Annotated in this window: 18 protein-coding genes; 6 read left to right on the top strand and 12 right to left on the bottom strand. The window is 45.5% G+C overall.

Annotation, left to right across the window (positions count from 1 at the left end):
- Nucleotides 1–35 precede the first annotated feature (35 nt).
- The 8 genes from BJF97_RS02905 to srlA all read right to left on the bottom strand — a co-directional run bounded on the left by BJF97_RS02905 (nucleotide 36) and on the right by srlA (nucleotide 5,558).
- Complete coding sequence (locus tag BJF97_RS02905) at nucleotides 36–419, bottom strand: SemiSWEET family sugar transporter (RefSeq protein WP_070082819.1); 384 nt, start codon at nucleotides 417–419, stop codon at nucleotides 36–38.
- 107 nt (nucleotides 420–526) lie between these two features.
- A complete protein-coding gene (gene gutQ, locus BJF97_RS02900; RefSeq protein WP_070082818.1) occupies nucleotides 527–1,498 on the bottom strand; it encodes an arabinose-5-phosphate isomerase GutQ in 972 nt (323 codons plus the stop codon).
- Nucleotides 1,485–2,261 (bottom strand): glucitol operon DNA-binding transcriptional repressor SrlR, encoded by a 777-nt coding sequence (gene srlR / locus BJF97_RS02895; RefSeq protein WP_070082817.1) that lies wholly within the window; start codon nucleotides 2,259–2,261, stop codon nucleotides 1,485–1,487. Before srlR ends, gutQ begins: the two co-directional genes overlap by 14 nt.
- Before the next feature lie 90 nt (nucleotides 2,262–2,351).
- The gene (gene gutM, locus BJF97_RS02890; protein ID WP_070082816.1) at nucleotides 2,352–2,714 is read right to left on the bottom strand and encodes a transcriptional regulator GutM; all 363 of its coding nucleotides are present in this window, start codon (nucleotides 2,712–2,714) and stop codon (nucleotides 2,352–2,354) included.
- Nucleotides 2,715–2,767: 53 nt separating this feature from the next.
- On the bottom strand, nucleotides 2,768–3,547 hold the full coding sequence (gene srlD / locus BJF97_RS02885; RefSeq protein WP_070082815.1) for a sorbitol-6-phosphate dehydrogenase: 780 nt from the start codon (nucleotides 3,545–3,547) through the stop codon (nucleotides 2,768–2,770).
- 17 nt (nucleotides 3,548–3,564) lie between these two features.
- Entirely contained in the window at nucleotides 3,565–3,933 is a 369-nt protein-coding gene (locus BJF97_RS02880) for a PTS glucitol/sorbitol transporter subunit IIA (RefSeq protein ID WP_070082814.1), read from the bottom strand.
- A 15-nt stretch (nucleotides 3,934–3,948) separates the two neighbouring features.
- The gene (gene srlE / locus BJF97_RS02875; protein ID WP_070082813.1) at nucleotides 3,949–4,995 is read right to left on the bottom strand and encodes a PTS glucitol/sorbitol transporter subunit IIB; all 1,047 of its coding nucleotides are present in this window, start codon (nucleotides 4,993–4,995) and stop codon (nucleotides 3,949–3,951) included.
- Between the two features lie 14 nt (nucleotides 4,996–5,009).
- Complete coding sequence (srlA, locus tag BJF97_RS02870; RefSeq protein WP_070082812.1) at nucleotides 5,010–5,558, bottom strand: PTS glucitol/sorbitol transporter subunit IIC; 549 nt, start codon at nucleotides 5,556–5,558, stop codon at nucleotides 5,010–5,012.
- Between the two features lie 474 nt (nucleotides 5,559–6,032).
- Between srlA and BJF97_RS02865 the strand changes: the two genes are divergently transcribed.
- Nucleotides 6,033–6,908, top strand: coding sequence for a D-hexose-6-phosphate mutarotase (locus BJF97_RS02865; RefSeq protein WP_070082811.1), 876 nt, complete (start codon nucleotides 6,033–6,035; stop codon nucleotides 6,906–6,908).
- 243 nt (nucleotides 6,909–7,151) lie between these two features.
- On the opposite strand, the gene BJF97_RS02860 is transcribed toward BJF97_RS02865, so the two are convergent.
- Together BJF97_RS02860 and BJF97_RS02855 are read right to left on the bottom strand one after the other, a co-directional pair.
- The gene (locus BJF97_RS02860) at nucleotides 7,152–7,730 is read right to left on the bottom strand and encodes an FMN-dependent NADH-azoreductase (RefSeq protein WP_070082810.1); all 579 of its coding nucleotides are present in this window, start codon (nucleotides 7,728–7,730) and stop codon (nucleotides 7,152–7,154) included.
- Between the two features lie 41 nt (nucleotides 7,731–7,771).
- Entirely contained in the window at nucleotides 7,772–8,203 is a 432-nt protein-coding gene (locus BJF97_RS02855) for a DoxX family protein (RefSeq protein WP_070082809.1), read from the bottom strand.
- A 128-nt stretch (nucleotides 8,204–8,331) separates the two neighbouring features.
- Between BJF97_RS02855 and BJF97_RS02850 the strand changes: the two genes are divergently transcribed.
- Nucleotides 8,332–9,231, top strand: coding sequence for a LysR family transcriptional regulator (locus tag BJF97_RS02850; protein ID WP_077270202.1), 900 nt, complete (start codon nucleotides 8,332–8,334; stop codon nucleotides 9,229–9,231).
- A gap of 214 nt (nucleotides 9,232–9,445) precedes the next feature.
- Here the strand turns inward: BJF97_RS02850 and BJF97_RS02845 are convergent, their stop codons facing one another.
- Nucleotides 9,446–10,264, bottom strand: coding sequence for a shikimate 5-dehydrogenase (locus BJF97_RS02845; RefSeq protein WP_070082808.1), 819 nt, complete (start codon nucleotides 10,262–10,264; stop codon nucleotides 9,446–9,448).
- A 255-nt stretch (nucleotides 10,265–10,519) separates the two neighbouring features.
- On the opposite strand from BJF97_RS02845, the gene BJF97_RS02840 reads away from it, so the two are divergent.
- Nucleotides 10,520–12,313, top strand: a complete 1,794-nt coding sequence (locus BJF97_RS02840; protein WP_070082807.1) for an SgrR family transcriptional regulator — start codon at nucleotides 10,520–10,522, stop codon at nucleotides 12,311–12,313.
- 610 nt (nucleotides 12,314–12,923) lie between these two features.
- Here BJF97_RS02840 and BJF97_RS02835 read toward each other — a convergent pair.
- A complete protein-coding gene (locus BJF97_RS02835) occupies nucleotides 12,924–13,823 on the bottom strand; it encodes an integrase domain-containing protein (protein ID WP_070082806.1) in 900 nt (299 codons plus the stop codon).
- A gap of 1,023 nt (nucleotides 13,824–14,846) precedes the next feature.
- Here BJF97_RS02835 and BJF97_RS34645 point away from each other — a divergent pair.
- The 3 genes from BJF97_RS34645 to BJF97_RS02825 all read left to right on the top strand — a co-directional run bounded on the left by BJF97_RS34645 (nucleotide 14,847) and on the right by BJF97_RS02825 (nucleotide 16,408).
- On the top strand, nucleotides 14,847–14,984 hold the full coding sequence (locus BJF97_RS34645) for a hypothetical protein (RefSeq protein ID WP_187418276.1): 138 nt from the start codon (nucleotides 14,847–14,849) through the stop codon (nucleotides 14,982–14,984).
- Nucleotides 14,985–15,396: 412 nt separating this feature from the next.
- Nucleotides 15,397–15,897: a hypothetical protein gene (locus BJF97_RS34990; protein WP_228706699.1), complete on the top strand. Its 501-nt coding sequence runs from the start codon at nucleotides 15,397–15,399 to the stop codon at nucleotides 15,895–15,897.
- A 109-nt stretch (nucleotides 15,898–16,006) separates the two neighbouring features.
- A complete protein-coding gene (locus tag BJF97_RS02825) occupies nucleotides 16,007–16,408 on the top strand; it encodes a DUF3742 family protein (protein ID WP_070082805.1) in 402 nt (133 codons plus the stop codon).

The raw sequence follows: 16,408 nt of genomic DNA, 5'->3' as shown, positions 1-16,408 counted from the left end.
TTACCTACATTACCCCTCAAGAAAAAATTCGCTTCTCACTTTTCTGAATTTATTTTAATTCTAGAGCTTTTCTTACTTAAGCGTTTAAAAAAAGAGGATTTTCTTTCGTGATATAACTTCAAGAAAATAACAGAAGAAGCCAATAACATGGTAATGACGTTGGCGACAATCAATAACCAGTCACCAATTTTAATACCATAAAATGCCCAGCACGTCACACCAAAGAAAAGTGACGCATACATCCCCAGAGATATACCTGTAGTATCCTTATTTTTTAAAATATGCAGGACTTGAATAAAAAAAGAACCCGTTGTCACCCAGGCTGCCAAAGTGCCAATAGCAAATGGCCAGGGGGAGAGTAGTGCAATACAAATTATTGTAGCTATAAAAACGGAAATAACAATTAATATACTTTTCATTTTTACTCCATGTTTTCTAATTTAAATTATCACATCACTTTCGCAACACCCTCATAAAGATAAGCAATTAAACAGCGACATTATCATGTTATCTATCGCCAAAATAACTAAGCTATATATTTCTGATGTAAATCATGAAGGTTGATAGCACCGACTACCTTTCCCTCGGCATTAACAACTGGTGCGGCGTTTATGTGGTTTTTGTGCAGCGCATCCAATGCGGTGCCCACAGACCATTCTTCAGGTAATTGGTAGCCTGGACGGCTAATCGCCTTAATAATCGGCGCATCAAGGCTCAATCCTTTTACCATCCACCTTCGGAGGTCTCCGTCAGTAAAAACGCCAGCGACTAAATCATTATTATCGCATACTACCACCAGCCCCAACCCAGTTCTGCTGAGCTCCAGCATCCCTTCCATCACCGTACTATCCAGATGAACTTTAGGTAACCTCTCACCGGTGCGCATCAAATGATGTACACGGTTGAGTAAGCGTGCGCCTAAACTGCCACCAGGATGTGAACGAGCAAATTGCTCAGGACTAAATCCACGATACCGCATCAGGGCCATGGCCAACGCATCCCCCATAAGTAGTGTATTTACAGCACTGGATGTGGGTGCCAATCCTAATGGGCAGGCTTCCCGTTCTACGCCTATATCCAAAACGCAGGTTGCCGACTGCGCCATTGGAGACGTTCGATTTCCAGTTATGGCAATGACAGGAATATGAGCCTCGCTTAATAATGGCAATAATGTGTCGAGCTCGCGGGCGCGCCCTGAATACGAAATAAAAATAACCACATCCGGGGCCGAAATCATGCCAAGATCACCATGCAATGCTTCTGCCGGATGTACAAAAAAGGCGGGTGTTCCTGTACTGGCCAATGAAGCTGATATTTTTTTGCCAATATGACCTGACTTTCCCATACCAGACACAATAACTTTCCCTTTGCACTGCATCAGTATTTCACACGCCCTGACGATAGAGTCATCCAGACGTTGGAGCATTTTTTGCGCTTCAGCGATCTCAATCGCCATCGTTTCCCGGGCAAAGGCTAAAAAAGATTTACTCATCTTCATTACTTCCTACAATCACGACCTCTATGCCGTTTTCACGTAATGCATTGAGATAATTTACAGAAATACCTGAATCGGTGATTAATATATCCACAGCGCTCAGTTGGCATACAATATTGGGGCTTTTACGACCGAACTTTGATGAGTCTACCAGTAAAATAATCTGCTTAGCCGAATGGCACATGGCCTGGCTTACTGCATAGGCTTCATTGAATGTCGTGACGCCTGCATTTAAGTCTACGCCGTCGGCACCGATGAATAATTTATCAAAACTGAATTGGGAAAAAGCAGCCTCTGCAAGACAGCCGTGAAAGGATGCAGAATTTTTACGGTATGTCCCCCCGGGCATCAGGATCACCTGATCATTATTCAGCTCAACGAGTTCATTAACGATGGTTAAACTGTTGGTCATTACCGTAATATTGTTGAACTGAGATAGACAAGGCACCATACGCAAGACCGTACTTCCTGTATCAAAAATCAGTGAATCACCATCGTTTATCAGCGAAACAGCATGTCGGGCAATCCACTTCTTTTGATCCGGGTTGATATGAGTTTTACGATGGATGGGTTGATCTCCCTCGTCTCGGCTGAGCATTACCCCGCCATAGGTCCTCAACACCATGCCCGCAGTTTCCAGTAACGTTAAATCCTTACGGATAGTCGTTCCTGTAGTCCCAAAATGATTGGACAATATCTCAACAGAAGTTTTTCCATTGTGATGTAAATATTCCAGAATTGCTGACTGCCGCTGCTTAGGTTTCATCACATTTCATCATCCAATTATAAATACCCTTACCTTTTTTGAAAAAAATATAACAAACTTCGAAATATTTTTCTTATACAATGAAAGATATCATAATTGAGGTTGAATCGCCAAATTCAGGGCGGTTTGGCATGCATGTTGATGAGGGAAAATCACTTTGGGCTCAAGGGCATTTTTATGCAGACCGATGACCTGAGTCAATCTAACTGGTCGAGCGAAAACGGTAAGACCCCTTAGCATAAACCCATCAGACACATGCCCATCTTCATCAAAGGATAATGCCATTATTACACGCGATCTGAAACGACCGGTAGAACGGCCAATACCCACGCGCCCCTGGCAATAAAGGCTATTCAGCGCCTGATTAAATCGCCTGATTTGCCACCACCCCAAAAGGATTTGCCCCAGCCATGCAACGATGGCAATACAAATTAGCAATGTTACAGAACTCATGCATTACACCTTGTTAGAGAACCGGCCCCATGCAATCGCATGAGGCCGAATGGTTAAAACATAACCTGACCACCGGTTATATTGATCGATTGGCCTGTGCAATATGAAGCCTTATCACTGGCATAAAACAGCAACGTATCCAACACATCCTGATAATCACATCCACGCTTCAATGGAACCTTATCAATGTAATATTGTTCGACCTGATCTTCCCTGATACCCAGTTTTTCCGCATATTGTGGGAGCAATGACTGGAACATTGGTGACTTGAGCAAATTACCCAGCATCAGGGAATGAACGGTGATACCGTACTCCGCCAAATCCAATGCTAACGACTGAGTCAGCCCCACACCGCCGAATTTGGCCGCACTGTAACCAGAGTTATGCTTACTGCCCACCTTGCCGGATTTAGAGTTGATCTGAATGATTCTCCCCGCGGCTTTATCGCGAATCATCAGTTTTGAAAACTCTCTGGCGCACAGGAAATAACCCACCAGATTCACATTGAGCGACAGGTTGAAATCGCTCAGTTTGAATTGAGTGATCGGCGCAGCTTTCGCAGTACCCGCGCTGTAAACAAGCAAATCAGTACGCCCAAATGTTTCATCAACAGCTTTCGCCAGAGAAATGACGCTATCTTCATCAGCCGCGTTCACCTGGAATCCAGCCGCATGTCCTTTTCCATGCGATTGGTTAATCTCTGCCGCTACTGCCTCGGCATTGCCGCCATTAAGGTCTGCGACTGCCACTTTATAACCCGCGTCTGCAAGACCTTTACAAAGGAAAGCCCCCAGTGTTTGCCCACCTCCGACAACTACAGCAATCTGTTCCATTTTTCTCTCCTGATTAATTACTTACTTAATACTCGAAACTTCTGTCCGTGCTCAATAACGTTAGGCGTAGGGCCTTCGACGTGAACTGTCCCCGGAAATTCTGCCTCTTTGGCGCCGTCGAACCGTATCGTGATATGCCCAAGCTCCCGCAGGTTTGTTTCCGCTACCGACCCAACCGCAGTTACAGACCAGCGATACTCCCCAATTGTGATCACAGAACCAGGTAGCAAAGCCTCCGTCAGATTAATTTCAGGGTGGTGGATAAAGCAGTATTCAGCTACTTCTGCTGGGGCGCCTTCGCCAAAGGTAATAATGAAATTATCCTCAAGTGATTCAGCCGCATTTGCCCCAGTAGAAACGAATGTAGACTCGTAAATTGTTCTCATGCATATTTCCGTTAATTACTGATAAATGAATCCGGACGCAGCCCAGGCCAAAAGGACAGCTGGTGCACCGGTAAGAAATCGCCCAACCAGAACGGAAGGCACACCCACCCGAACCGTATCCTGGCGCGCTTCAGCCAGAGATAACCCGACAGGAATAAAGTCACATGAAGCCTGGGAATTGATGGCAAACAGCGCTGGCAGTGCCAGATGCGGCGGAATGGTGCCCTGACCAATCTGCACGCCCACCAATACACCGATAACCTGCGCAATGACTGCGCCTGGCCCCAAAAATGGCGAGAGTAACGGGAAAGAACATATCAGGGCCAGAGTGACCAAGCCGATAGGGCTGTTAGCTAAAGGTGTTAGGCCGTGTGCGATAAAATCACCCAACCCAGAAGCCATGATGATGCCAATAAGGGCTGAGACAAACGCCATAAACGGCAGAATGGTTTTGATAACGGTATCAATGGTTTCCCGTCCAGCCTGAAAGAAGACGGCGACCACCGAGCCCATTCCCATACCGACCTTGGCCAAGAGGCCATCACTCTGCTCAGTGATTTTTTTGGTTGTATCGTAATCACGCTTTTTATTGTCAGCGTCGTCTGCTCCTGGGGCGTTTTTTTGCGGCTGTGGCTCAGTTGATACCTGAGAAGGGGCGGTGGATGGTGATACGTTAGGCGCGGCAGTATCTCCCTGTTCTACTGAACGGATGTCGCCGACTTTAACGCCGGAAACATAAATATCTTCCGTAATAAACTGCGCCAACGGTCCGGATTTGCCTGTCGCATGAATGTTGATAGTCGGGATCCGGCGTTTAGGATATAGACCGCAGCGAAGCGTGCCGCCACAGTCGATAACTGCAACACCAATTTCTTCTGCTGGCGGTTCACCCTCTTTAAACCCGTCGACAGCTTCCCAGCCAGTCAGTTCTTTCAACCTATCAACAATCGCCGGCCTGGTACCTGCAGTGATGTAAACAATTTTTTTACCTGATTCTGGTTTTAGAAACAGCGGCCCGCCCCAGCCACTTTCCCCTTTATGAATTTCAATCGTGTTAGACATCATGCACTCCGCTCTTATAAACGAACCTGACGGTCAAGTTGTATACGCATTTTTCTTTCGAAAATGGTTGTCGTGAGATCGGTCACCCAACCCCGGAAAAAGTTCATCACCATACCAACCAACAGATAGCTGACGGCCAATGGCCCCAGCGGGAGGTTCAGCGTGGTAAGGCCATTGGCAATACCCAGATAAACAAACAACTCACCCGGATTGATGTGCGGGAACAATCCATTCATTGAATGGCAGCTGTAGGATGCCGAGGCGTAATAGCTAGGCTTATACTTCTCAGGCATGAATCGTCCCAGACTCAACGTCATCGGATTACAGAAAACGAAGGTCCCAATAACAGGCAGAAACAGATAGCGCGAGACCGGATTGCCGGCGCAACGTTGCGCCAGAGCCTCAATTCGTTTCTGGCCAACAAAAACGATCAAAGCATTCATAATAACTAACAGACTGATAAGTAAGGGAAGGATACCTGTCACCATGCCGACAAACACCTCTCCCCCCTTCTGAAAAAGCCCGATAAACCATTCGGCTCCATGGGTAATTACTTCGATCATTTCAATCCCCTTATCTTTCACCATCACACACAAATATTTCAGTTCGATTGAAAAATTACACTAATAAAAAACAGCAAAAGGTGCCCAACATCACAAAATGAAATATAAAAAGCAAAAAATAAATTTCCCACTGAAAAAAATTGTTAGGCGGTCATGCGAAGTATGGCAGTGTTCAGGATATGGCAGCGTTCAGGATGAGGGGGCGAACGCTCCCTAAAAGACCGGCAGGCGCAGGGCGAATCACCTGAAATGAAGTACAAATTGATGTTGCGTGGCAAAGCCGGATTTTCAGTAAAAGAACATCATCCAGGCACGCCTCAAGACGCGAGCCGTGCAGTCCGGGGCATAAATATGATGAATATTTAATTGTGACATCCATCACAATTAAATAAATAAGTTAGATGATAGTTTAACAACAGCCAGATCATTTTAATTCACTGATTAATAATCAAACTAAACTAAATAGGCAGTATCATGAATGACAGAATTTTCAATCTTCCCAAAACGAAAGCATTCACATCAACCATCAGCCAACGGCAGTTAGTCCAACTGCCAGTAATCGTTGTTGAGCATCCGCAGGTTCGTGCCGCCGTGGCATTGCAAGGGGCGCATCTGTTGAGCTGGCAACCTGTAGGCGAAGAGCCTGTTTTTTGGCTAAGCGATAAGACTGCCTTTGCTGATAAAGTGGCTATTCGTGGCGGTATCCCCATCTGTTTTCCATGGTTTGGCTCGTTTGCCAAACCTAACCATGGCCTTGCACGTATACTCCCGTGGGAGTTTACATCTCATAGTGAAGATGAACGAGGCGTTGAGCTGGTATTCACGTTACGCGACACAGAGGAAACCAGAGCATCCTGGCCTCACAAATTCACACTTATCGCACGTTTTAAACTCGGTAAAGAGTGTCATGTCGAATTGGAGGCCCAAGGGGATTACAAAATAACCAGCGCATTACATACTTACTTCCAAATCGGCGATATTGGCAAGGTAAGTATCAAGGGTCTGGGCGACCAATTCATTGATAGAGTTAATCAGGACAAAGTATCCGTCCAGCACGGGGATGTCGAGTTCACCGATCTCACCGATCGTATTTACACTCAGCCACAGGCTGTTAGTGTGATTAATGATCCGGTACTGCAACGCTCTATCGAGGTTCACCACCACAACGCCAGCGATATAGTTGTATGGAATACCGGTGAGAACGCAGCAAAAACAATCGGTGATATGGCGGATGATGGCTATAAAACCTTTGTTTGCGTAGAAACAGCGCGCGTTAATCCCCCCTTAACCGCAACAGCGCAATCACCGGCCCGTTTATCGATGTTTGTTCGTATAAACAAATCATCATAACGGTATAAATCCGCCTTTTTGAAGGCGGATTTATTTATAGCAGGTGCATTGGCTTTGTGACTCGTCCCTACGGGTCAGCGCTGGCGCTGTTCAAAAACGCGCTGGCGTTTTTGTCCTGTGGTTGAATTATTTACGATATATAAAGCAATATATTTCCGCTTCTCCCAAGAGAAAAGCAATGCAAAAGCGCTTCTCTCCATAAGGCTTGAAAAAATTGGCAACCTGCTTATGGTCGCTCTATTTTTATGAAATAGCGGCAATAACCGATTCGGCAGCCGAAATCGCCTTCGCGCGGCTTTCAGGGCCAAAGGCAGTCCCCTCCGCCACGATCACCGTGGGTTGAATGCCGATAAAGCCAAATATCGCCTTCAGATATGTTTCAGCATGTTCGAATTGCGCCCATGGTGCACCCGGCTGGTAAACAGAACCACGCGACAACAGAATAATCACACGTTTATCCCCGACAAGACCGACCGAATTCCCCTGATTATCCAGGTTAAAAGTAATACCGGCGATAACAAGCCGATCGACCCAAGCCTTTAGCTGGCTGGAAATGGTGAAGTTATAAAGTGGCGCACCGATTATTACCGTATCAGCGTCCAGAAATTCATCAAGGATAGCGCCGCTTAACACGGATTCTTGCGTTTCTTGTCCGGGTTTATCTGTTATGCGGTAGTGTTCAAGCGGTGTGGCGGCAAGATCCCGGTACACTACTTTTTTTTCCGGCCGAGAGGCCGAGATTTTTGCAAGCGCCGTTGCAGAAAGCTGACGGCTAACGGAGTGTTCCCCGGTAATGCTTGAGTCGATATGTAGGATAGTCATAGTCTTATCTCCGGATAGTTGAGGTGAACAGGGTTGATCATTCAACGTGCGGTTACTGGGGCCTTGCATACTCGCCCCCACAAAACAAAAATCGCTAATGGCAACAGCACAAGATTGAGCGGAAGTACCATATATTCACCGCGAAATAGATGGAAAATAATTGCGAACACTTGCAATACCGTAATCCCCGCCGCGGCCGCCACCCCCAATCCTGGCAGGATACGTGTCAATGCCGGCAGCAGAATACCGAGACCACCAGCCAGATCGACGAAACCGATAAAGCGGACAAATGTTTCAGAAAGCTCTCCCGTCCAGGGCATCATCCCTGACAATTGTGGGATCGGTGTTGTCAGTTTTAGATAACCAGACAGGATAAAAACGATAAAAAGCGCACTTTGCGCAATCCAGAGCCCAACCCTAAGCAGTTTGTTTGCCTGGGGCCGAGACGCTGAGTTTAATTCATGCGTACTCATACATTTCATCTCCGATGACATACCGACTTTCAGCGTAAATCACCAACACCATAAAAGAAACCGTGATTGTTCTTATAAACATATTCAAATATTATTATATTCTTATTTTCAGTTGTGGAGATGGTCTGATGTACATGAATGCCCTGACTCTTGACCAGTTATTAGTGTTTACAACAACCGTAGATGAACACAGCTTTTCAGGTGCTTCGCGGGCCCTAAGCCGAACCCAGTCTGCCGTCACTTACACAATCCAAAAGCTGGAGGAGCAGATTGGCACGCCCTTGTTCGACCGCGGGGCCTATCGCCCCGCGCTGACGCCCATGGGCAAAGCATTACTGCCACGAGCACGACGTATCCTTACCGATGTTAATACGCTGCGAAGTCAGGCTAAGGCAATCGTTCAGGGGATGGAGTCTGAAGTCCGTTTTGGGCTGTCAGATATGGTGCCCATAGCACAACTTGCGCCGATTTTTTCCGCGTTTCGCGCTGAATTCCCGACGGTTTCTCTGCGCATTACACGGGCGTCATTTGGGTTGGCGGAATCATTAATTGCAGGGACATTGGATCTCGCGGTACTTCCCGAGGTTAATTTGCCCAGCAAGCTCGTTCGAAACTACCTGTCAACTATGGATTTGGTGGCCGTCGCCGCCCCCATGCACCCACTCGCGCTGATCAAAGGGCCGATTACGGGGGACATACTTCGCAAAGAATTACAGATCGTGCTAACGTCACTCGGTGAGGTGGCCGGGAGTCAAGAATATGGCATTGCCGCGCTAGACAGTTGGCGAGTTACCGATTTGGCGACTAAGCGAGGACTCATTTGTGAAGGGCTGGGCTGGGGCAGTATGCCCGAGCCACTTGTCGCGGCGGACATCGCCGCAGGCCGTTTATCTGTTCTGGATATTGAGCGCTGGGATGGTAGCAACCATTTGCCTCGACTCAACATCGTCACCGCACAATCAACTGAACAAGAACCGGGGCCGGCACGCAATGCGCTCATGGCTGCGCTCGCTGCGTGTCCAAACTGACTGCGCCGGTAACGCCGACTGGGATAGGCGCTAAGGTTTACCCTTTATCCCTTAATAATTCGAAATACAGGCCCCGCAGGCGTGGGGCCATAACAGCGAATAACATGGAAAATAAAGAGTTCGCGATACATTTAATCAGGTAGGTGATTCGGATTATTGAGTACGGGCGACACGCCTGCAACTCGAATTATGTTGGATCGATAGAAATAGATTTTTATTGACGAGAATAAATGGATGCTTTCCGGAACAACTCATCATCAGGGCGAACCCCAGTATACAGGAAGAATTGTTCCACCGCCTGAATCGCAAAAACCTCCGATCCTGTTATCACCGTTTTATTTGCATCTTTAGCGTAACGAATCAGTGGGGTAATTGAGGGTAAAGCAACGACATCAAAAATAATACGGGCATCATTAATCTCTGATTCGCTGTAGGCAAGTTTATTAGCATCGCTTCCTCCCGCCATGCCTATTGGCGTAGCATTAATCAACAGATCGGCCTGAATATCCTCCGTATTTGGCCGCCAATCATAACCATACAATTTCGCAAGTTTCTTTCCGGAATCTTCATTAATGGCGACGATATATCCTTTACGAAAACCAGCGTCTTTTAATGCGCAAGAAACGGCTTTCGCCATACCACCACTACCACGCAGTGCAAACACGCTATCGGTAGGCACCTGGTAATTTTTCAGTAATGTCGCAATGGCTATATAGTCGGTATTGTAAGCCTTCAGATACCCATCGGTATTCACAACCGTGTTAATGGAGTTAATCGCTTTCGCCGAAACATCGAGTTCATCCACCAATGGAATACAGGCTTCCTTAAAAGGCATGGAAATTCCGCACCCTCGAATACCCAGAGCACGCACACCGCCAATGGCGGCCGGTAAATCTGTCGTGGTAAAGGCTTTGTAAATGTAGTCAAGCCCCAGTTCGTCATATAAATAATTATGGAAACGTGTGCCAAAGTTGCTAGGTCGAGCTGCTAACGACATACAAACTTTGGTGTCTTTATTCAATTCTTTGGTCATGGAATGCCTCTTGAGAAATTAATAAGATATACAAAAAATAATCAAAATTAATATCAATAGCTCAAAAAAACCAAGTTAAAATATAATGAAAATCACCGATTAATATTCAATATCCTATTGAACAGCATTAAATATATGCAAAAAAACAACACCGGCATCAGATCCCTCTCATACTTATCCTTGCCGTTAAGCACATTATCGGTTAAACAGTGTAATAATAAACTGCTAACTTTCAGAAAAATGACTTCATCTTTTATGAAAACGAGACGCCTCGAACAACAATACCTGAAACTCTTTCAGTTTTTTGGTAAAGCCCGCGTAGACACAACGTCGCAAGAACTGGCGGATGTGCTGTATTGCACGAAACGACATATGCGAAACCTGCTGATACAGATGCAGGCTGCTGGCTGGATTGACTGGCTGGCCAAGCCTGGTCGAGGACAACGTTCCCGGTTGCAACTGAAATACAGCCCGCATCAATTGCAAAGCGAAAAAGCAGAACACCTGCTCGATTCAGGACGTTTCAGCGAGGCCATTGATCTCCTCGCTGGAGATAAGCAACTGATCACTCAGCTACTAAAGGCCAAATTGGGGTATAGCATTCGTGCGGATTGTCAGACACTGCGTATCCCCTACTACCGAACAATGCCGAATCTTTATCCGGGAACAGCGCTACGTCGATCGGAGATGCATCTGGTTCGACAGATTTTTAATGGTCTGACAAGGATAAACGAGGAAAATGGGGAAGTGGTAGCCGACCTGGCGCACCACTGGCGACGCATCGATGCATTACACTGGCGTTTTTATCTCCGCCCGGCGGTGCAATTTCACGATGGCCGGGAACTTTGTAGTCATGATGTCAGCGCTTCACTAACACGTTGCTCCCGCCTGGCATTATTTTCACATTTACGACAGGTTCAAGCTACCGGGCCGCTTAGCATAGAGATAACGTTATCACAACCGGATAACCGCCTGCCATTGCTGCTGAGTGACATTGACGCGATGATACTCCCCTCCGATCACCCCCAGCACGGCGAATTCGCTGCTCGGCCCATTGGCACCGGACCGTATGCTGTCATTGAAAATGATGACTGGCATTTGAAAATGAATGCATTTGATAACTATTTTGGCCTGCGTGGGTTGCTGGATGAAATTGAGGTGTTTATCTGGCCGGAGCTGACCTCGCAACATAATGAGCCGGGTAATGAAAGCCATATGGCGCACGGTAATAGCCATGAGACGACGACATGGTTGAGTTCCAGCATTAGCGATGAAGCTTACGTTTCAGGACTTGCCGCCAATCTTACCGGTAAGCCGACAGATTTTTTCCGTGAAATGTTTCTCGAACGAGGCGGATACTTCCTGCTGTGTGATAGTCGCTCACCACACTGGCATACTATCGAACAGCGGCGCTGGTTGCGTCATGTCCTCAGCCCATATGCGATAGGCCAAAAACTAATCGAGTCAATTCGTCATTTTTGGGTGCCAACAGGAAGTATGCTGCCAAACTGGTTTCACAGTATGAGCGATGGTGAGAAACGTTCCCCTTTTATCGCTCAACAGCCCCCGGCGACACTACGTCTTGCTTATCATTCGCAGCATCCCGAATTTCCGATGTTATTTCGCATAATGCAGTTATTGCTGGCAGAACAGAACGTACACCTTGAAGGGATAGAACTGGATTACGAACGCTGGGAAAACGGTGATGCAAAAACCGACCTCTGGTTGGGTACAGCTAACTTCGCAGTGCCGGAAGAGTGGCATGTTGGCATCTGGCTACTGGGTTCTCCGCTATTGCGCCAATCGATTTCTGGCGGCAACCAAGCTCAGCTAGAAGAGTGGATGCAAAGCTGGCGTAATGAAACATTAAATGCCGAGACGTTAGTTTCTAAGGTTACGGATTCCGGCTGGTTACAACCATTATTCCATCACTGGATGCGACTTAAAGGACCAGAACAAGCACAGGATATCCATCTTAATAACCTTGGTTGGTTTGATTTTAAATCAACTTGGCTTGAACCTGAGGCTCATTTAGAGAAGAAGAAATAATTCCACAAAAGTTGTTTAACTCCAGATGATTCGATAGCGAACAATTTTTGTGAGTGTTAGAAATACCGTACTGTAGCCTGTACATGGATTTGTGTAATTGCCTGATATTGATATCTTCAATCCAACATCGAAAACAGGTTGATTTATGGACGAAAAAAGTTGCCGGCTCTGGCTCATGAACTGGCCAAAAATCTCAATCTGATCCTATCCAGCATTAATGGAGACGTTGTTAAGTGTTCTTGGCCAGCACAGGCGACAATCGAGTAGGAGGCGGGATTACTCCCACCGTCCTCTAACAGCACTCCCGGCACCTGATTTTTCCGGTGCGAGTAAAAGATACCGCGTTTGATTATCTTCGGCAAGATAATGCTGTTACATAAAATCGCATTTCACTTCAAAATAATAGATCACGCTCATCCTATTTAAGGTGTTAAATCGATTTATCGACAAGGTAAAGAAATAAAAAAGCCGCAGCCCTGAGTGAGCTGCGGCGAAAATTTTAAAATAAATTAATAACTCAAAAAAATACCTTCACACACGCATTCATCATATGTTATTGACATAAAACAATCTGAATTGATTAACTGTTAACATAGTAGTTGCAGTGTATTTAATCCACATCACCTCTAAAATAAACCTGTTTGATATAACGCCCTCGTCCATCGCCGTGCCCCAAATCCATGGATACTAATGCTTCAGCCTCTGCCCGGCTCATTCCATTTTTAACATGAAAATTTACAGCATCGCGTGAATATGCATAACGTAAACTATGAGGAGCATCTTTACCGACCATCCCCGCCTCACGAACGATATTTCGGTAACGTTCAATTGCAGTGTGTAAAGATGGCTTATCAATCAGCTTCCCATTATTTTTATCACAGTATTTTATCGCCACATCTAAGATAGATAAAACTTTCTCTCGATTGAAAACGGTTGTCTCCCGTGGACGTCCACCTTTGGTTCCGAAAACAACCCGAACACGTTCATTGCCATTAATCAAAGACTGCTTCCACGTTTTTAACGACTTTGCCGATTGAACGGTTTCTTCGGTTCTCAAACCTAAATAACGAGACAATTGAACGGCTATTGCAACGCCCTCGTCCTTTTTTAATGAATGATTTATGACAGCCGCCAACTTTTCATCCGTTATTGGATTTTTTGTTCCATCACGGTTTGCGCCTGAAATACCCAAAGCCTGGTTACTCAGTTTTTCATGATTTGGGTCAGCCAGCTTATTTTTACCTGCCGCAGTCATGATTGAACGTACCGCTGACATTTCATTTTGCAACGTGCGAAGCGATATATTCTCAGCCTGACGACTATGAATATATTTCTCAATGTGAGACGTCTTGATGTGTTTTACATCCCTGATCTGAATATTTAACTTTGCCAGGCGCTCAGAAAAACGGTCGGCAATTCTGGAACGATCAGCAACGGTTTTAAAACTCCCCCGTCCCTGGCGGGCAAGTGTGACAAGCTGTTTGCCGAGTTGTTTACTGAATCTGGACATCGCAATATCTCCATAAGAAACACACATCCCCCAACTTTCGCAAAAGCAGGCAAATCGGTATTCCACATTTCAACCCCGACGACACGGTTACTTTTGCGCTTCCTGCGTCTCGACTGGTATCTGTGCATCGGGGCGGCGAAATGTTGAGTTCTTGCGAGGCACCTCAGGTCTCTGACCTGTTTGCTGCTTATGCAGAGCTGACATTCGTCAAGCCGCCTCCAACACTACTGTTCGTAGTGTCGCCATCGATACCGAGTCGATTTCCTCCTTATAGATAATGAAACGTTCAAAACGGTTGTTTCCGTCGTAGTTACGTTGAAGTGAATGTAAGTTTAAGACCGTACCGACACGGACTACGTGTTGGTCAGATGGTACTAAAACGTTGAAAACCACGTCGTACGTGGGTTGAGACGTTGTACGCTGCGCGCGTCACTTGGTAGTGTCTTCGCCACTTCACAAGTGACGCGCGCTCCTCTGCTCCCAATGAGACTCACGCAAGCAGCCAAATGTACCCATTGGCTTTATACGTTCGTTCAAAGGTTGCCTCGTCAGCGAGACGTCATAAAAGATAAAATAATCAAAGCGTTGAAACAGTGAAACGCGTCGTGACGAGCTTCTCTGCTAAGAGACGTAAATACATACGTTTATGGTGTGAGAAACTGTCCCTGAACGGGAACAGATTAGTCATTAATGAACCTTCATCACTGTCGTGATCTCCGTTCTCAAAGGGTAAACGGAGTTACCGCCATTAAGGCATCCTCTTCCAGGCCAGGAGGATTTTGCGATCACCCGAAGGCGTTTCTCACAGATCGCTGAAACATTGGATGGCACTCACCCGAAGGCGCCTCTCACAGAGCGCTGAGGCATTGGATGGTCGTCCGGGGACGACGCTACAACACGGATAGGGTAAGCGATCACAGTGACCATCGTCAAATCTGGTGGGAACCATAGTCAGTTCAATACATATTTTATTTATTTCATAGAATCAGCTAAAATCTACTGAGATAAAAAATGGAATGAAAAATGAAAAGATTAAAGCGAAATCCAGAAAAATTTGAAACACTCGATCTATTTACAGCATTTAGCATGAACTATGATTACAAGCTCATGGTAGAACAAGACATTGAAGATTTCACTCAGCGAATAAAAAAAATCGCTTAAATCATCTTGCGAAAACAAAACGCTTATTCATGGAAAAAGAGTCGAGGCTCTATTTAAGCATATCGCAGCTGCATTAGGGAAATGCAAAATAATAAAACAGGAAGATGCTGGAGAGACGATATCCGCTGTACCAGACATCACTCTCCCTGATTATAAAATTATTCTAAATGATGGCAGGCAGATTTTTTTTGAGGTAAAGAACTGTAACCTAACAAACCCCAAGGCAATCTATAACTTTAACAAAGAGTATCTTAACAAAGTCGAAAATTACGCAGACATGCATGGGATCCCCATATATTACGCAATTTATTTTCGCCTATTAAATCGTTGGGTATTAGTTAATAAACAGTCATTAATAGAACGAGATAAAAAATACGAAACATCTATTATTAGCGCAATGGCAAAAAATGAGATGGCAATATTAGGTGATCTATCGATTGGGACAAAACCTGCGCTATCAATCGAATTAATTTCTGATTCAAACCAAGAGGTCACACGAAAAGACAATGAAATTAAATTCATAATAGGTGGAGTTAAACTCTATTGTGACGGTAAAGAAATAACAAATGAGTTAGATAAGAAAATTGCTTATTATCTCATTAGATTCGGAGATTGGAACTGTGGTGAACCTAACATTATTTCTGGTGATGATAAATTCAGGAGTATTCGATACGAATTCAGCCCAGAGGAAGATGAAGAACAAGGCTTTAATATGATAGGCACTCTGAGCAGTATGATAACGACTGAATTTAATGAGAAAACTATATATGAAAAAAGCGTTATTGCCTTAGATACCAATCTCGACCCTAGTCTTTTCTCAGTAAAAATCCCACCTGATTACTATGGAGAAGACCTTCCCCTATGGATTTTTTCTCTAAAACCTAACCATGAGTTCAAAGAACCATCATTATAATGAAAGAGAGGTCTAGACTCTTGAAACCAGAACTGAGCAAATAGCAACCGGTTGTTATTCAATCCAGGATTGCTTAATATTTGCACCTGCGCCAAGTCTAGGAGGATTTATGAGTAAGACAGGACAACAGCACGCTTACCAGCGCGGAGCCCGCATTGCGCGGCTTTGGAAGAAAGTAAAAGGTAGTGTTTTGCACTGGGATAAACGCTGTGTAGCCTGGGCCAATAAAAAGCATCTCCCGTCATGGATAGGACATGCTCCCATTATCGTTGCACTGCTGGGGTTGCTCACTGCAATCTTGATGGGCAGTGTAGTCATTGCAGGTTGCCTTCTTTTCATCTGCGCAATTACTTTTACCATTCAGCAAATCGGTCAGGCAAACCATCAGGGACATGACGTAGCTCACCTTGATTCCAGCACTAGCAATGAACCTTTGACAGAGTTTAGGAATGGCGATCAGGGTTACGGATTGTATTGCGGATCTTATAGAATCGACCAAGATGAAGACTAA

This window comes from Klebsiella sp. LTGPAF-6F, from assembly GCF_001753185.1.
Lineage (GTDB): Bacteria > Pseudomonadota > Gammaproteobacteria > Enterobacterales > Enterobacteriaceae > Klebsiella > Klebsiella michiganensis.
This window is presented reverse-complemented; position numbering and strand designations above follow the sequence as displayed.

What these genes read in the sequence shown, in the direction of transcription:
- BJF97_RS02905 (WP_070082819.1), bottom strand. Translation starts at nt 419, where the DNA reads ATGAAAAGTATATTAATTGTTATTTCCGTTTTTATAGCTACAATAATT.
- gutQ (WP_070082818.1), bottom strand. Translation starts at nt 1,498, where the DNA reads ATGAAGATGAGTAAATCTTTTTTAGCCTTTGCCCGGGAAACGATGGCG.
- srlR (WP_070082817.1), bottom strand. Translation starts at nt 2,261, where the DNA reads ATGAAACCTAAGCAGCGGCAGTCAGCAATTCTGGAATATTTACATCAC.
- gutM (WP_070082816.1), bottom strand. Translation starts at nt 2,714, where the DNA reads ATGAGTTCTGTAACATTGCTAATTTGTATTGCCATCGTTGCATGGCTG.
- srlD (WP_070082815.1), bottom strand. Translation starts at nt 3,547, where the DNA reads ATGGAACAGATTGCTGTAGTTGTCGGAGGTGGGCAAACACTGGGGGCT.
- BJF97_RS02880 (WP_070082814.1), bottom strand. Translation starts at nt 3,933, where the DNA reads ATGAGAACAATTTACGAGTCTACATTCGTTTCTACTGGGGCAAATGCG.
- srlE (WP_070082813.1), bottom strand. Translation starts at nt 4,995, where the DNA reads ATGTCTAACACGATTGAAATTCATAAAGGGGAAAGTGGCTGGGGCGGG.
- srlA (WP_070082812.1), bottom strand. Translation starts at nt 5,558, where the DNA reads ATGATCGAAGTAATTACCCATGGAGCCGAATGGTTTATCGGGCTTTTT.
- BJF97_RS02865 (WP_070082811.1), top strand. Translation starts at nt 6,033, where the DNA reads ATGAATGACAGAATTTTCAATCTTCCCAAAACGAAAGCATTCACATCA.
- BJF97_RS02860 (WP_070082810.1), bottom strand. Translation starts at nt 7,730, where the DNA reads ATGACTATCCTACATATCGACTCAAGCATTACCGGGGAACACTCCGTT.
- BJF97_RS02855 (WP_070082809.1), bottom strand. Translation starts at nt 8,203, where the DNA reads ATGAGTACGCATGAATTAAACTCAGCGTCTCGGCCCCAGGCAAACAAA.
- BJF97_RS02850 (WP_077270202.1), top strand. Translation starts at nt 8,332, where the DNA reads ATGTACATGAATGCCCTGACTCTTGACCAGTTATTAGTGTTTACAACA.
- BJF97_RS02845 (WP_070082808.1), bottom strand. Translation starts at nt 10,264, where the DNA reads ATGACCAAAGAATTGAATAAAGACACCAAAGTTTGTATGTCGTTAGCA.
- BJF97_RS02840 (WP_070082807.1), top strand. Translation starts at nt 10,520, where the DNA reads ATGAAAACGAGACGCCTCGAACAACAATACCTGAAACTCTTTCAGTTT.
- BJF97_RS02835 (WP_070082806.1), bottom strand. Translation starts at nt 13,823, where the DNA reads ATGTCCAGATTCAGTAAACAACTCGGCAAACAGCTTGTCACACTTGCC.
- BJF97_RS34645 (WP_187418276.1), top strand. Translation starts at nt 14,847, where the DNA reads ATGAAAAGATTAAAGCGAAATCCAGAAAAATTTGAAACACTCGATCTA.
- BJF97_RS34990 (WP_228706699.1), top strand. Translation starts at nt 15,397, where the DNA reads ATGGCAATATTAGGTGATCTATCGATTGGGACAAAACCTGCGCTATCA.
- BJF97_RS02825 (WP_070082805.1), top strand. Translation starts at nt 16,007, where the DNA reads ATGAGTAAGACAGGACAACAGCACGCTTACCAGCGCGGAGCCCGCATT.